A 14,772-nucleotide genomic window follows, 5' to 3' on the forward strand; every position below is an offset into this window, starting at 1 on the left:
TCAGACCACCGGCTCCTTGATGAGGTTGATGTAGGCCGCCCCACTGTCGAGGACCCGCGGTTGCTTCCACACCTCGACCGGGAAGCTGACCTGGACGATCGACTGACCCAGGTGCACAAGCGCTTTGGCGTCATCCGGCATGCTGGCGAGCGGGAAACGGGCGTCGACGTAGACCATGATGTCCTCGAGGCGCGCCAAGCCGGCGTCGTAGAGTGCCTGCATCTCGTCCATCGTCGAGCTGAGTCGCTTCTGGTAACGCTCTTCCTCGGTGGGCAGGCACCAGTCGCTGAACCGCTCCAGGTCGGCGAATTCTTCGGGCAGCTTAGACATTGACTTCATCCTTCGTTGCGGCCTGCTTGCGGTTGGTCGAACCGTTGCCGTTGGCCTGGGCTTCCTTGTACCGGTCCACGTACTTGTGCGCGGTGTGGTGCAGGTGGCGCAGCAAGATTTCCTGGTCGCAGAGCGGGAAGTCGAGCACGGCCCGGGTGCCGATCTGCGTCTGCGTGGCCTCCAACGTGTTGGCGTCCTGGAACGCGTACTCCTTGAACGTGACGGCGGCCAGTTCCTGCGAGAGGCGTTCACGCAGGTTCTTCGGCGGCACGAAGTACAGGTCGGCCTCAAATATATGGCTGTCCACACCGGTAGGCCAGTAGTTGTACGTCAGGTACCAACCCGGCGCCCAGAACAGCAGGGTGAAGTTCGGGAAGAACTCGAACGAGTCCTGGCCCCAAGTGCTGTGGCGACCAGGGTTGATGGCCGGTGGCAGCTCGTCGGGCAGGATGCCCTTGATATCGGGGCGGTCCCACGGCCCGAACAGGCCGCTGTGCAGGATGCGCTCGATGGGCTTGACCATCTTCAGGTCCTTCGGCGGGCTCATGCCACCCCAGGACGAGATCATCGAATGGTCGCCCTTGATGTCGTAGTGCAGCGCCTCGAAGCCGAACTTGGCCAGCTTCTCGGCCTCTTCCTTCTCCGCCTGCTTCATGTGCAGGATCGGCGCGTGGTAGAACTCGACAAACGCGTCGATGAACAGCTTCCAGTTCGAACCGACTTCCGAGCGGTAGCTGTAGTGCTCGGTCATCTCGTGGAAGGGATAACCCTTCAGGCCCTGGCCGAACTCGCCCAGATACTCCTCCAGCGAGACCGCGTCGTTGTCGAAGTTGACGAAGATGAAGCCTTCCCAGACCTCGCAGCGCACCGGCTTGAGCGGGTAGTCGGCCTTGTCGACGTCGAAGAACTCCTGCTCCTGCTGGATGAAGGTCAGGTCGCCCTGGAGGTTGTAGCGCCAGGCGTGGTACTTGCAGACGAACTGGCGGCAGGTGCCGGAAACTTCTTCGCCGGGGTAGTCGCTCCACACCAGCTTGTTGCCGCGATGGCGGCACAGGTTATAGAAGGCGCGGATCTGCTCGCCGTCGTTGACGATGACGATCGACGTGCCCGGGCCGACCGACGGCAGCTCACGGGTGATGTAGCTGCCCTTCTTCGGAATCAACTCCACGCGGCCCATTTGCAACCAGGTCTTGCGGAAAATGGCCTGCTGCTCCAGCTTCCAGTGCTCCGGATCAATCGAGTCCTCGTAGTTGACCGGTGCAGTGCCCAATTCGGGCCAGTTCTCGGTCCAGCTGCCCACGTCGGGCTTTTTGAAAAACGCCATCTGTCAGTTCTCCTGTTCCGGTACGACGCCAAAAGTGTTGAATGCCATGGCCAGAAGGCCGTAGCAACCGATCGTGAAGACGAGGTCCATCCGCTGTTGCTCGTCTAGGTGCTCCGACAGTGCCGCCCAGGTGGCGTCGGAGACGTTGGAATCCGTCTCGAGTTCGTCGACGGCCGCGATGATGGCGCGTCCCAATGCGTCGTCGGCCTCGCCGCGTTGCACCTGCTCGATGGCCTCGAGGGTGATGCCCTCGCGCTGCGCCATCTCCACGTGGTGCACCCACTCGTACTCGCAACCCCGACGGTGGGCCACTCGGAGGATGGCGAGTTCGCGCACGTCTGCCGGCAGCGTGGAGCTGAACAGCAGATAGCCGTTGAACCGCAAGAAGGATCGGGTCAACTTGGGGTTGCGGGCCATCGTGGCAAGTGCGGTGCCGGCTTCTCTGCGCTCCATCCGTTCCGGGGCAACGAAGCCAGACAGCGCCTTGATCACGTTGTCGTCCCACTCTTCTGGGAGTAGCGGCGCTACCCGCATCGGGCGATCCCCTCTCTTGACTCTCACTTGCGAGAATCACATTCTCATATTTGACCAATAGATTTCCACCTTTTACCCAAAACGTCAACGTTGCGGTGGTCTTCTGGTTCGATGAGATTGCCCGGTAGGGGCCCAAAACTGCAGGTATCGGGTTGGGGTTCCAGGGTTGGGATGTTGATTCTCGTCTGGTGAGAGTCTAGTTTCCTAAAGTAGAGAACCGGTTGTGGAGAAGGAGCTGTTGTGAACAAAGACGACATGATCCTGGTCAGCGTGGACGACCACATCGTCGAACCGCCTGACATGTTCAGGAACCATTTGGCCAAGAAGTACCTGGACGAGGCGCCGCGACTGGTGCACAACCCGGACGGCAGCGATACCTGGCAGTTCCGCGATGTGGTCATCCCCAACGTCGCGCTGAACGCGGTCGCCGGCCGGCCCAAGGAGGAGTACGGCCTCGAACCCCAGGGCCTCGATGAGATCCGCCCCGGCTGTTACAACGTCGATGAGCGGATCAAGGACATGAACGCCGGCGGCATCCTCGGCTCGATGTGCTTCCCGTCGTTCCCCGGCTTCGCCGGCCGCCTCTTCGCCACCGAAGACCACGACTTCTCGCTGGCCCTGGTGCAGGCCTACAACGACTGGCACGTTGAGGAATGGTGTGGCGCCTACCCGGCCCGCTTCATCCCGATGACCCTCCCGGTGATCTGGGACCCGGTGGCCTGCGCCGCCGAAATCCGTCGGAACGCCGCCCGCGGTGTGCACTCGTTGACCTTCACCGAGAACCCGGCCGCCATGGGCTACCCCAGCTTCCACGACTTCGACTACTGGAAGCCCGTGTGGGATGCCCTGGTTGACACCGAGACCGTGCTGAACGTGCACATCGGCTCGTCGGGCCGGCTGGCCATCACCGCCCCGGACGCCCCGATGGACGTAATGATCACCCTGCAGCCCATGAACATCGTGCAGGCCGCCGCGGACCTGCTGTGGTCGCGGCCGATCAAGGAGTACCCGACGCTGAAGATCGCCCTGTCCGAGGGTGGCACCGGCTGGATTCCGTATTTCCTTGAGCGCGTTGACCGTACCTACGAGATGCACTCGACCTGGACCGGACAGGACTTCAAGGGCAAGCTGCCCAGCGAGGTGTTCCGCGAGCACTTCCTGACCTGCTTCATCGCCGACCCGGTCGGCGTGGCCACCCGCGGTCACATCGGTGTGGACAACATCTGCTGGGAAGCGGACTACCCACACAGCGACTCGATGTGGCCCGGTGCCCCCGAGCAGCTCGACGAGGTGCTCAAGGCCAACAATGTGCCCGACGACGAGATCAACAAGATGACCTACGAGAACGCCTTGAAGTGGTACCACTTCGACCCGTTCAGCCACATGTCCAAGGAGCAGGCCACAGTCGGTGCGCTGCGCAAGGCTGCCGAAGGACACGACGTGTCGATTCAGGCGCTGAGCAAGCACGTGCACGGCCACGCCGACCTGGCGTCGTTCGCGGCCAACGCGAAGGAATTGACCGGCAACAAGGACTAGCCGTCCGACCAGACCGATGCGCCGGTGCGGCGATGCCCGCACCGGCGCCCTCGGTTGTGCATGAGATGAAATGAAGGAGCGCATCGTGTCCAACGCGTCCAGCGGCATGAACTTCGAACTGACCGAAGACCAGCAGCTGATCCGCAAATCCGTGGCCGAGCTTGCCGCCAAGTTCGACGACCACTACTGGATGCAGAAGGATCAGGCACACGAATTCCCGCAGGAGTTCTACGACGCCATCGCCGGCGGTGGTTGGCTGGGCATGACCATCCCCGAGGAGTACGGCGGTCATGGTCTGGGCATCACCGAAGCCACCATCCTGGCTGAAGAGGTCGCCCGCTCCGGTGGTGGCATGAACGCTGCCAGCTCCATTCACATGTCGATCTTCGGCATGCAGCCTGTCGTGGTCTTCGGCTCCGACGAGATGAAGGCCGAGACCCTGCCGCGGATCGTCAACGGCGACCTGCACGTGTGTTTCGGTGTCACCGAACCGACTGCGGGCCTGGATACTTCGCGGATAACCACGTTCGCCAAGCGAGACGGTGACCATTACGTCGTCAACGGCCGCAAGGTGTGGATCTCCAAAGCTCTTGAGTCCGAGAAGATCCTGCTGCTGACCCGCACCGAGAGCCGCGAGGACGTAGAAAAACGGGGCGGCAAGCCCACCGAAGGACTCACCCTCTTCCTCACCGACCTGGACCGCAACCACGTCGACATCCGGCCCATCACCAAGATGGGTCGAAATGCGGTGTCCTCCAACGAATTGTTCATCGATGACCTGCGGGTGCCGGCGGAACACCGCATTGGCGAGGAGGGCAAGGGTTTCTCCTACATCCTGCACGGACTCAACCCGGAGCGGATGCTGATCGCCGCCGAGGCCCTGGGCATCGGCCGCGTGGCGCTGGACCGAGCGGTCAAGTACGCCAACGAGCGGGTGGTGTTCGACCGGCCGATCGGCATGAACCAGGGCATCCAGTTCCCACTGGCCGACTCGTTGGCCCGGCTGGACGCCGCCGAACTGATCCTGCGCAAGGCAACCTGGCTGTACGACAGCGGCAAGCCCTGCGGCCGGGAGGCCAACATGGCCAAATACCTGTGTGCCGATGCCGGTTTCGATGCTGCGGACCGCGCGCTGCAGACCCATGGCGGCATGGGCTACTCGGAGGAGTACAACATCTCGCGGTTCTTCCGCGAGTCTCGACTGATGAAGATCGCCCCGGTGAGCCAGGAGATGATCCTGAACTTCCTGGGCGCCAACGTTCTCGGCTTGCCGAAGAGCTACTGAGGGGAATGACGTGACAACCGCTTCAACTTCACTGTTCGATCTGACCGGCCGCTCGGCGCTGGTGACTGGTGCCGGTTGCGGTATCGGCGCGGCGGTGGCAACGGCCCTGGCGCAGGCCGGGGCCGCAGTGCTGGTGACCGACATCAAGCCGGAATCGGCTGCCGCAGTGGCAGAACGCATTGTCGCCGCCGGCGGGAAGGCCGACAGCATGGCGCTGGATGTCAGTTCCCGCGACGCCGCCAACGCCGCGGCCTTGCGGGCCTCCGGGCTGGCCGACGGTGCCCTGCACATCCTGGTCAACAACGCCGGCGTCACCGCGCCGGCCATGTTCCCCAAGCTGACCGACGAAACCTTCCGGCTGACGTTCGACGTCCACGTGATGGGCACCTTCCACTGCGCCCAGGCCGCGCTGCCGTACATGCCGACCGACGGCACCGGCCGCATCATCAACGTGACCTCCTCGGCGGGTATCACCGGAACCCTCGGGCAGGTCAACTACTCGGCGGCCAAGGCCGGCATCATCGGCATCACCAAATCACTGGCCCGGGAGATGGCCAGCAAGAACATCCTGGTGAACGCGCTGGCGCCGTTGGCCGCCACCCCGATGACCGAAACCATTCGCACCAACGAGAAATTCGCGGCCAACATGATGAACCGTATTCCGTTGAAGCGCTGGGCCGAGGCCGAGGAAGTCGCCGGGCCGTTCGTGTTCCTGGCCTCTGATGCCGCGTCGTACATCACCGGGCAGGTACTGCCGGTCGATGGCGGCATGGTTATGTGACCTTGTGAGCGAAGTTTACGAGCGAACCATGGACCCGAGCAGCTCATCGTGTCTGCCGCTGGCCGGGATCACCGTCGTTGCCATGGAGCAGGCGGTGTCCGCGCCGATGTGCACCCGCGTGCTGGCCGATTTCGGTGCCCGGGTGATAAAGATCGAGAACCCCAACGGTGGTGATTTCGCCCGCGACTACGACGATGTGGTGCTGGGGCAGGCCGCGCACTTCGTCTGGGCCAACCGGGGCAAGCAGTCGGTCACGCTGAACCTCAAGTCCGACAAGGGCATGGAGGTGCTGCACCGGATGTTGGACGACGCCGACGCGTTCGTCTCGAACCTGGCGCCGGGCGCAACTGCCCGGCTGGGGCTCTCGTCGGCAGATCTGCGCGAACGTCATCCGCAGGTGATCCCGCTGGAAATCGACGGTTACGGACCGGGTGGACCCTTGTCGGCCAAGCGGGCGTACGACCTGCTGGTGCAGGCCGAATCAGGTTCGTGCGCGTCCACCGGCTACCCGGGTATGCCGGCCAAACCGGGTGCACCCGTTGCTGACATCACCACAGGGCTGTACTCGGCGCTGTCGATCATGGCACTGCTGTTGGGGCGTGCCCGTGGGGTATCCTCCGGCGCCATGCCCTCGGTGGCCGTCAGCCTGTTCGACACCATGACCGACATCATGGGTTACCAACTGACCTACACCCAGCATTCCGGCGTTGACCAGCAGCCCCTCGGCATGAGCTCACCCGCGGTCGCGCCCTACGGTGCCTTCGCCACCCGGGACGGGCAGACCGTGGTGCTGGGCACCACCAACGACCGGGAATGGCAGCGGCTGGCCCGGGAGATCATCGAGCGTCCCGACCTGGCTGACGATGCGCGGTTCGCCACCAACCCGGACCGCTGTGCGCACCGTGACGAGCTCAATGCAGCGATTGAATCCTGGTGCGCCCTACATGATCTCGATGAGATTCAAAAGGTGGCCGATGAGGCCGGCATCGGCAACTCCCGGTACAACCTGCCCAGTGAAGTCGTCGCTCATCCACACCTGAAGGCCCGCGACCGGTGGCGGCAGATCGGTACGCCTGCGGGCCCCATCGACGCGTTGTTGCCGCCGCCGGTGATCAGCGATTTCGAGATGGGCATGGGCGCGGTACCGGGGCTGGGCGAGCACACCGATGCGGTTCTGGCCGAATTGGGTTACAAGACTTTGGAAATCGCCGGGCTGCGAGCCGACGGCGTCATTGGATAGGAGTGCACATGCGCGAAGTTGTCATCGTCGAAGCTGTACGTACCGCCGTCGGCAAGCGCAATGGTGGGTTGTCCGGGCAGCACGCCGCCGACCTGTCGGCGGTAGTGCTCAATGAGCTGATGGAACGGGCCGGGGTGGCACCGGATCTGGTCGACGACGTGGTGTGGGGTTGCGTGTCCCAGGTGGGCGACCAGTCGAGCAACATCGGCCGCTATTCGGTGCTGGCCGCGGGCTGGCCGGAACACATCCCGGGCACCACGATCAACCGCGCCTGCGGATCGTCACAGCAGGCTTTGGATTTCGCGGTGCAGGCGGTCATGTCGGGCCAGCAGGACGTCGTGGTCGCCGGTGGCGTCGAGGTGATGAGCCGGGTACCGCTCGGTGCGGCCAGGTCCACTGGTGAACCGTACGGGCCGAAAGCCCTTGCCCGCTATGACGGTTTCGGGTTCAACCAGGGAATCTCGGCCGAGCTGATCTCGCAGAAGTGGAACCTGTCGCGCACCCGACTGGACGAGTACTCGGCGCGCTCGCATGAACTTGCCGCGGCAGCCCAGGACGCCGGGGCATTCACCACGCAGATCGTCCCGGTGTTCACCGAAGACGGTGGGGTGGTGCACGAAGACGAGGGCATCCGCCGCGGCACCACGCCCGAGAAACTGGCGGGGCTCAAGCCGGCGTTCCAAGAGGACGGCGTGATCCACGCCGGCAACTCGTCGCAGATATCCGATGGTGCCGCAGCACTTTTGGTGATGACCACCGAGAACGCGGTGCAACTCGGGCTGACCCCGCTGGTGCGCTACGTCGCCGGCGTAGTCACCGGCGCCGACCCGGTGCTGATGCTGACCGGCCCCATCCCGGCTACCGAGAAAGTGCTGCACAAGGCCGGTGTCGGCATCGACGAGGTCGGCGTGTTCGAGATCAACGAGGCGTTCGCCCCGGTGCCGCTGGCTTGGCTGGCCGAGACCGGTGCCGACGAGGCCCGGCTGAATCCGCTGGGCGGCGCCATCGCGCTGGGGCACCCGCTCGGTGCGTCGGGCGCGGTGCTGATGACCCGCATGATCAATCACATGCGGGACAACGGAATTCGTTATGGCCTGCAGTCCATGTGCGAGGGCGGCGGCACTGCCAACGCCACGTTGGTCGAGCTGGTCGCGTAGGAGTGTCGATGCAACGCAATCTGTTTGACGAGGACCACGAGGCCTTCCGGTCGCTGGCCCGGGATTTCGTCGAGAAGGAGGTCGTTCCGGCCTACCCCTCCTGGGAAAAGGGCGGGCGGATGCCTCGCGAGGTATTCGAGAAGATGGGCTCGCTCGGCATGCTCGGCATGGCCATCCCGGAGGAGTACGGCGGCGGGGGACAGCCCGACTACCGGTACAACGTGGTGCTGCAGGAGGAGGCGGCGCGGGCGCTGGTGACCCTGTCGACGGTGCGCACGCAACTGGAAGTGATCCTGCCGTACTTCCTGCACTACGCGAACGCCGAGCAGCGTGATCGCTGGTTCCCGGGCATGGTATCGGGCAAGTTGCTGACTGCTGTGGCGATGACCGAACCGGGCACCGGCTCAGACCTGGCGGGCATGAAGACCACTGCGGTGCGCGACGGCGACGACTGGATTATCAACGGCGCCAAGACTTTTATCACCGGGGGCATGCAGGCCGACCTGGTGATCGTGGTGGCCCGCACCTCGACCGACCCGTCCAATCGCCGTCGCGGTCTGACCCTTTTCGTGGTGGAGGCGGGCATGCCGGGCTTCACTCGCGGCCGCGAGCTGGAGAAGATGGGCTGCAAGGTGCAGGACACCGCCGAGCTGTCGTTCGTCGATGTGCGGGTGCCGGCCCGAAATGTGCTGGGGGAGGTCGACGAGGCGTTCGGCTATCTCGGCCACAATCTGCCGCAGGAGCGGCTCACCGTCGCTGTCGGTTCGGTAGCCCAGGCCCGCTCCGCAATTGGCGCGGCCATCGACTACACCCGGGACCGCAAGGCGTTCGGCACGCCGGTGGCGTCCTTTCAGAACACCAAGTTCGAATTGGCCGCCTGCTCAACGGAAGTCGAAGCGGCCCAGATGATGCTGGACCGGGCGGTCGCACTGCACGTCGACGGTGAGTTGTCCGCGCCGGATGCCGCCCGGGTCAAGCTGTTCTGCACCGAGATGCAGGCCCGGGTGATCGACCGCTGCCTGCAGCTGTTCGGCGGGTACGGCTACATGATGGAGTACCCGATCGCCCGGTTGTACACCGACGCCCGGGTCGCCCGCATCTACGCCGGGACCAGCGAAGTGATGAAGGTGATCATCGCCAAAGACCTGGGGTTGTAGCGGGCATTGGCGTCGCTGCCTCAAGAGTCACATCAGTCCCTCGTCCGGGGCCTGTACGTTGTGCCCGCCTCTATGCGACAACGTGGTTGGTGGTCGGTAGGTGCGGATGAATCTGCGGATTTGTCGCACAGAGGCGGGCAAAGTGCGATTCATCTGGGGGAGGGGCCATAGTGACGGGTGAGGTGCTCCGAACCGATGCTGCCCGAACCGATGATGGCGACGGGCCAATCGGTTCCCGTCATTCGCTGTTCCCAGCGATCATTCGGAGCGCCGTGTCATACACCGCCAGTGCGTGAATCTCGAACAGCGCCAACAGATCCACTGAGTCACCGCCGATTTCCTTGGCGATGAAAAGTCCGTCGGCACCGGCGATCGCATAGGTCACCAGCTGCTTGACCTGCGCGGCGTCAAGCCCAACGGTCATATCTGCAAGCGCCTCGTGCAAGGACTCCGCCGCCTGTTCGCGCGTCGACAGAAACATCTCGCGGGCCCGGGGCTCGACCGGTCGGCGCTCCAACGCCAGCATGAGGCCGAGACGCAAGAAGTCGGGGTTGTCCAGCAACGCTTTCGCGAGCTGCATGGCGAGAGTGATGACGCGTTCGCGTGGCTCGACGCCCGCGGGGAGCTGCCAGGCCTGCAGCCAGGCGCCGAAGCTGCGCTCGATGACGGCAGCGAGGAGGTCGTCCTTGTCTTTGAAATGCCAGTAGATGGAGCTGGCGGGCAGCCCGCACTTCTTGCTGACCAGCCCGATGCTGGTGCCCTCATAACCGCGTTCGGAGGCAATCTCGGTGGCGGCGTCCAGAATTCGCTCGCGGGACTGTTCGCCGTCGGCGCGCTTGCGGCGAGCCTTGGGTGCTTCGGTCATGTCCACTCCCAGCTCTTGACGCTGTAGTGATCGCTACATTACCGTAGCGATCACTACAGGACAAGCGGAGGCGCGGTGAGCACTCAGGAGACTTACGACGTAGCGGTCATCGGCTACGGCCCGACCGGTGCCACCGCGGCCAACCTGCTTGGTCAGCTCGGCTTGAAAGTTGTAGTGCTCGAACGGGATCCGGATGTCTACAACCGGGCCCGGGCTATCTCGACCGATGAGGAAGTGCTGCGGATCTGGCAGTCGATCGGGCTGGCCGAGCGGTTGCAGCGCGACATGCTCCCTGACCGACCGCTCGCATTTGTCGACGCCGCTGGCAGGCCATTCATCGAAACAGTGGTCACGGGCCGCGGCTCCGGGCATCCGCCCCAGCAGTTCCTGTACCAGCCGGCAGTGGACGCGGTCCTCCGCGATGGCGTGGCCCGCTTCGCGAACGTCGATGTGCTGCTGGAACACGAATGCCTACGAGTGGTCAATCGTGGCAGCGATGTCGAACTGATGCTCGCGGATCTGCGCACCGACACCTTCAAACGTTTGAGTGCCCGCTACGTCATTGCCGCAGACGGGGGGTCGTCGGCTACCCGTGGGCTGCTCGGCGTCGGTTACAGCGGACGCACATACAGCGAACGGTGGGTGGTCGTCGACACCAATGTGCTCAAGGAATGGGATGCGCACGACCGCTTGCGGTTTCACTGCAACCCACACCGTCCTACGGTTGACTGCCCGACCCCGCTGGGCCATCACCGATGGGAGTACCCGGCAATGCCGGGGGAGGATGAGAAGCACCTCGTCAGCGATGAAGCAGTGTGGCAGGTGCTGCGGGACCAGGGGATAACCGCCGAGAACGTCAAGATTCTGCGTGCCGTGGTCTACAGCCACCATGTCCGTATCGCCGACCGGTGGCGGGTCGGCCGCGTGTTCCTGGCCGGTGACGCCGCGCACGCCATGCCGCCGTGGATCGGCCAAGGGATGTCTGCCGGAGTCCGCGATGCGGCCAACCTGTGTTGGAAGCTGGCTGCGGTACTGCGTGGACAGACGCCGGAGACCCTGCTGGATTCCTATGTGGCAGAACGCAAACCGCATGTTACAGAGGTAACCCGACGCGCGGTACGGGTCGGTCGGCTGATCACCGAACGGCGTCCGCGGCTTGCCGCTGTCCGCAACCATGTGCTGCGTGCAGTGACCCGGCTACCGGGCGCGGATCATGCGGGGCAGCGGATGATCTGGATTCCCGACGCCCGCTACGCCGACGGCTTCTTCGCAGCGGCACACCCTGCGGTGGGTTGGCAGATACCGCAACCGAGTGTCGGTGGCATGCCCCTCGACGACCTGATCGGTGGTCGCTGGGTGCTTTTGCACACCGGCGCGGTGCCGCCGGGTGCCGGGGCCTGGTCCGACATCGGCGTGCAGAGCCTGTACGTCACCGAACCCAGCTTGGCGCGGTGGCTGCGCCGCCGTAGTGCCGACGCCGTGGTGCTCCGACCCGACGGATTCATCTATGCCGCAACCTCATCCGGAAGACCGATACCAGCGCCGCCGGTCGGGCTGGACGTCACCACGCTGACAGGAACCTACGCATGACCATCAGTCTGACCGAGCACACGGTCGCCGTCGGAGGCCGGGAGGTCTTTGTCGCCGAAGCGGGTGCGGGCCCTGCGGTGCTGTTGTTGCACGGCGGTGGGCCTGGTGCCTCCGGCGTTACCAATTACTCCCGCAATATCGATGCCCTCGCCGAGCATTACCGCGTCCTGGTGCCCGATATGCCCGGCTACGGGCGTTCCACCAAAGGGATTGACAAGTCCGACCCCTTCGGCTGCCTGGCCGATGCCATGCGCGGTCTGCTCGATGCGCTGGGTATCGAGACTGCGCATCTGGTCGGCAACTCGTACGGCGGCGCCGCGGCGCTGCGATTGGCGCTGGACACCCCACACCGGGTCGGCAAGCTGGTGCTGATGGGCCCCGGCGGTATCGGCACCACCCGCGCCCTGCCGACCGCCGGTCTTAACAGCCCTCCTGGCCTACTACGGCGGCGACGGTCCCAGTCGCGACAAGTTGGCCGCTTTCATCCGGAATTACCTTGTTTACGATGGTGATTCGGTTCCTGACGAGCTGGTCGACATCCGATATGCCGCATCCATCGACCCCGAGGTAGTCGCAAACCCTCCGCTGACCCGCCCTTCCGGTCCGCAGGCGCTGCGCATCTTGTGGCGCATGGACCTGACCCGCGACCCGCGACTGGCGTCGCTGCAGTCACCGACCCTGGTGCTGTGGGGACGCGACGACAAGGTCAACCGACCGGCCGGCGGACCCATGCTGCAGAACATCATGCCCAACGCCGAACTGGTGATGACCAGTCGAACCGGGCACTGGATGCAATGGGAACGTGCCGAGCTCTTCAACCAGCTGGTCGTTGAATTCCTCTCGGACAGAACGGTATTCCCCAGCGATGACCGTATTCGGTAACGTTCACCTCGGCTATCTGGTGGTCGAGACCCAGAAATTCGCCGACTGGCGGCGGTTCGGTCGTGACGCCATTGGCATGCATGTCGAAGACCTGGGCGCCGATGCCGCGCGCTTCCGGCTCGACGAACAGCAATGCCGCTTCCTGCTGCTGCGCGGGCCTGCCGAGGACGTCACCACGCTGGGCTGGCAGATCGAAGACCACGAGACCTTGGACGAAATACTGCGCCGGGTGCGCCGCGGCGGGGTGCCCGTCACCAACGGTTCTGACGAGGAGGCCGCGCTGCGCGGCGTCGAGCGGTTGGTGCGCCTGCCCGGCCCCAACGGCCTGACACAGGAGCTGTTCACCCGGGCCCATGCCGGCGGTGAATTCGAGATCGCCGGACGCGGTTTCGTCACTGGTGAGTTCGGTCTCGGCCACGTCGCCGTCGCCACCACCAAGCCACACCAAGTGCGCGGATACTACGACACGCTGTTCGACGCCAGACTCAGCGACTTCATCGACGAAACCATGAGCGGCGTCAAGGTCAAGATTCGGTTCCTGCGGGTCAACCGGCGTCACCACTCGGTGGCCATCGCCGCGGTTAATCGGCTGCCGATCAATCCGATCCGGACCCGGGTACAGCACCTCAACATCCAGGTCGCCGAGCTGGAGGATCTGACGGCGAGTTATCGACAGGTCCGCGAACTCGGGTTCGACCTGGCACTGGACATGGGGCAGCACACCAACGACAAAGAGCTGTCGTTCTACGCGGTCACGCCGTCGGGCTTCGAATGGGAAGTGGGGTGGAATCCGCTCGTCGTCGACGAATCGACCTGGCAGTCAACGACCCATCAGGGCATCAGCATCTGGGGACATACTCCCCGTCGGCAGAGCATTGGCGACAAGCTCGAACAAGTGAAGATCGTTGCGCGGTCCCTGCGGCACCACGAAGACACCGTCCCCGCGCTGGCCGGCGCGGGCATACCCGACTGACCCCGCGATTTGTGCACGATTTTGGGCGCTCAGCACACGTTTTCGTGCACCAATCACTACAAGGAGGCACTGTGAACCGGATTGACACCCACCATCACATGATTCCGGCGGACTACCGAAAGGTGTTGCAGCAAGCAGGTATTGACGACACGGGTGACCGGGCGCTACCGCGGTGGAGTCCAGAGGAATCGCTGCAGACCATGGACGAGCTCGGCGTCGCAACGGCGATCCTGTCGGTGTCGACTCCAGGTACCACCATCCTGCCCGCGGCCGCCGATGCCGCCGCGCTGGCCCGTGACCTCAACGACTACAGCTCTGAACTGGTTGCCGCCCAGCACGGTCGGTTCGGGTTCTTCGCCACCGTGCCAATGCCGCACCTGGACGAAGCGGTCACCGAGACGGTGCGTGTACTCGACGACCTGGGCGCCGATGGGGTGACGCTGCTGGCCAACAGCAGCGGCACCTACGTGGGGGCCGACGGCCAGGACGCGCTGTTCGCCGCGCTCGACCAGCGGGGAGCCGTGGTGTTCATCCACCCCGCCGAGCTTTCCGGCCCCGCGGTGCCCGGCGTGCAACCGTTCGCCGCCGACTTTTTACTCGACACCACCCGAGCTGCCTACCTGCTGGTGCGGAATGGCATCAGGCGGCGGTACCCGAACATCAAGTTCATCCTGAGCCATGCCGGCGGCTTCGTGCCCTATGCGTCGCACCGGATGGCGGTGTCCATCACCGGTGATGTCGGTGGCAGTCCGGCCGACCATCTCGATGATCTGGCCGGCTTCTATTTCGACACCGCGCTGTCGTCCAGCGCGGCGGCGCTGCCCTCGCTACTGGCGTTCGCCAAGCCCGGTCACGTCACATTCGGTTCGGACTTCCCGTTCGCGCCGGTCGGGGTGAGCAAACTTTTCGCTGCCGGGTTGGAGAACTACGGCGGATTGTCGGCGACCGAGCAGGACGCCATCGACCGGGCCAATGCGCTGCGTTTGTTCCCGAGGTTGGGCACAGCGCCGACGCTGCCGGAGCCGTCACTGATCGAGCAGGTCCGCCACACGGCCAGTCGGCTGGTGATGCGCGGGGTGGCCCGGCTCATGACGCCGTAGCTGCGGGAGTTCTGAGTT

General features: G+C 64.4%; 13 protein-coding genes and 1 pseudogene. 10 read left to right on the top strand and 4 right to left on the bottom strand.

Going from position 1 to position 14,772, the window contains the following annotated elements:
• Genes M2432_RS14360 through M2432_RS14370 form a run of 3 tightly spaced genes read right to left on the bottom strand, consistent with a single transcriptional unit; the run spans window position 1 to window position 2,188 of the window.
• The gene (locus M2432_RS14360) at window positions 1-330 is read right to left on the bottom strand and encodes a hypothetical protein (RefSeq protein ID WP_280827485.1); all 330 of its coding nucleotides are present in this window, start codon (window positions 328-330) and stop codon (window positions 1-3) included.
• The gene (locus M2432_RS14365) at window positions 323-1,654 is read right to left on the bottom strand and encodes an aromatic ring-hydroxylating dioxygenase subunit alpha (protein WP_280827486.1); all 1,332 of its coding nucleotides are present in this window, start codon (window positions 1,652-1,654) and stop codon (window positions 323-325) included. The genes M2432_RS14360 and M2432_RS14365 overlap by 8 nt, the downstream gene beginning before the upstream one ends.
• A gap of 3 nt (window positions 1,655-1,657) precedes the next feature.
• Window positions 1,658-2,188 (bottom strand): carboxymuconolactone decarboxylase family protein, encoded by a 531-nt coding sequence (locus M2432_RS14370; RefSeq protein WP_280827487.1) that lies wholly within the window; start codon window positions 2,186-2,188, stop codon window positions 1,658-1,660.
• 240 nt (window positions 2,189-2,428) lie between these two features.
• Between M2432_RS14370 and M2432_RS14375 the strand changes: the two genes are divergently transcribed.
• From M2432_RS14375 to M2432_RS14400, 6 genes are all read left to right on the top strand, one after another.
• Entirely contained in the window at window positions 2,429-3,724 is a 1,296-nt protein-coding gene (locus tag M2432_RS14375; RefSeq protein WP_280827488.1) for an amidohydrolase family protein, read from the top strand.
• A gap of 106 nt (window positions 3,725-3,830) precedes the next feature.
• On the top strand, window positions 3,831-5,009 hold the full coding sequence (locus tag M2432_RS14380; protein WP_280827558.1) for an acyl-CoA dehydrogenase family protein: 1,179 nt from the start codon (window positions 3,831-3,833) through the stop codon (window positions 5,007-5,009).
• Window positions 5,010-5,019: 10 nt separating this feature from the next.
• A complete protein-coding gene (locus tag M2432_RS14385) occupies window positions 5,020-5,790 on the top strand; it encodes an SDR family NAD(P)-dependent oxidoreductase (RefSeq protein ID WP_280827489.1) in 771 nt (256 codons plus the stop codon).
• A 28-nt stretch (window positions 5,791-5,818) separates the two neighbouring features.
• Complete coding sequence (locus M2432_RS14390; protein WP_280827559.1) at window positions 5,819-7,030, top strand: CaiB/BaiF CoA-transferase family protein; 1,212 nt, start codon at window positions 5,819-5,821, stop codon at window positions 7,028-7,030.
• A gap of 8 nt (window positions 7,031-7,038) precedes the next feature.
• Window positions 7,039-8,187 (top strand): thiolase family protein, encoded by a 1,149-nt coding sequence (locus tag M2432_RS14395; protein ID WP_280827490.1) that lies wholly within the window; start codon window positions 7,039-7,041, stop codon window positions 8,185-8,187.
• 8 nt (window positions 8,188-8,195) lie between these two features.
• The gene (locus M2432_RS14400; protein ID WP_280827491.1) at window positions 8,196-9,344 is read left to right on the top strand and encodes an acyl-CoA dehydrogenase family protein; all 1,149 of its coding nucleotides are present in this window, start codon (window positions 8,196-8,198) and stop codon (window positions 9,342-9,344) included.
• A 238-nt stretch (window positions 9,345-9,582) separates the two neighbouring features.
• Here M2432_RS14400 and M2432_RS14405 read toward each other — a convergent pair whose 3' ends face one another.
• Window positions 9,583-10,215: a TetR/AcrR family transcriptional regulator gene (locus M2432_RS14405; RefSeq protein ID WP_280827492.1), complete on the bottom strand. Its 633-nt coding sequence runs from the start codon at window positions 10,213-10,215 to the stop codon at window positions 9,583-9,585.
• A 69-nt stretch (window positions 10,216-10,284) separates the two neighbouring features.
• Here M2432_RS14405 and M2432_RS14410 point away from each other — a divergent pair, with 69 nt between their 5' ends.
• The 4 genes and pseudogenes from M2432_RS14410 (at window position 10,285) to M2432_RS14425 (ending at window position 14,754) form a co-directional block, all read left to right on the top strand.
• Window positions 10,285-11,799 (top strand): bifunctional 3-(3-hydroxy-phenyl)propionate/3-hydroxycinnamic acid hydroxylase, encoded by a 1,515-nt coding sequence (locus tag M2432_RS14410; protein WP_280827493.1) that lies wholly within the window; start codon window positions 10,285-10,287, stop codon window positions 11,797-11,799.
• Window positions 11,796-12,681: pseudogene (locus tag M2432_RS14415) on the top strand (alpha/beta fold hydrolase). Before M2432_RS14410 ends, M2432_RS14415 begins: the two are co-directional and overlap by 4 nt.
• Window positions 12,665-13,654: a VOC family protein gene (locus M2432_RS14420; protein WP_280827494.1), complete on the top strand. Its 990-nt coding sequence runs from the start codon at window positions 12,665-12,667 to the stop codon at window positions 13,652-13,654. The pseudogene M2432_RS14415 and the gene M2432_RS14420 overlap by 17 nt, the downstream one beginning before the upstream one ends.
• A gap of 71 nt (window positions 13,655-13,725) precedes the next feature.
• The gene (locus M2432_RS14425; RefSeq protein WP_280827495.1) at window positions 13,726-14,754 is read left to right on the top strand and encodes an amidohydrolase family protein; all 1,029 of its coding nucleotides are present in this window, start codon (window positions 13,726-13,728) and stop codon (window positions 14,752-14,754) included.
• The last annotated feature ends 18 nt before the right edge of the window (window positions 14,755-14,772 follow it).

The sequence above is a fragment of the Mycobacterium sp. OTB74 genome, from assembly GCF_029892685.1.
In the GTDB taxonomy this organism is placed as follows: Bacteria; Actinomycetota; Actinomycetes; order Mycobacteriales; family Mycobacteriaceae; genus Mycobacterium.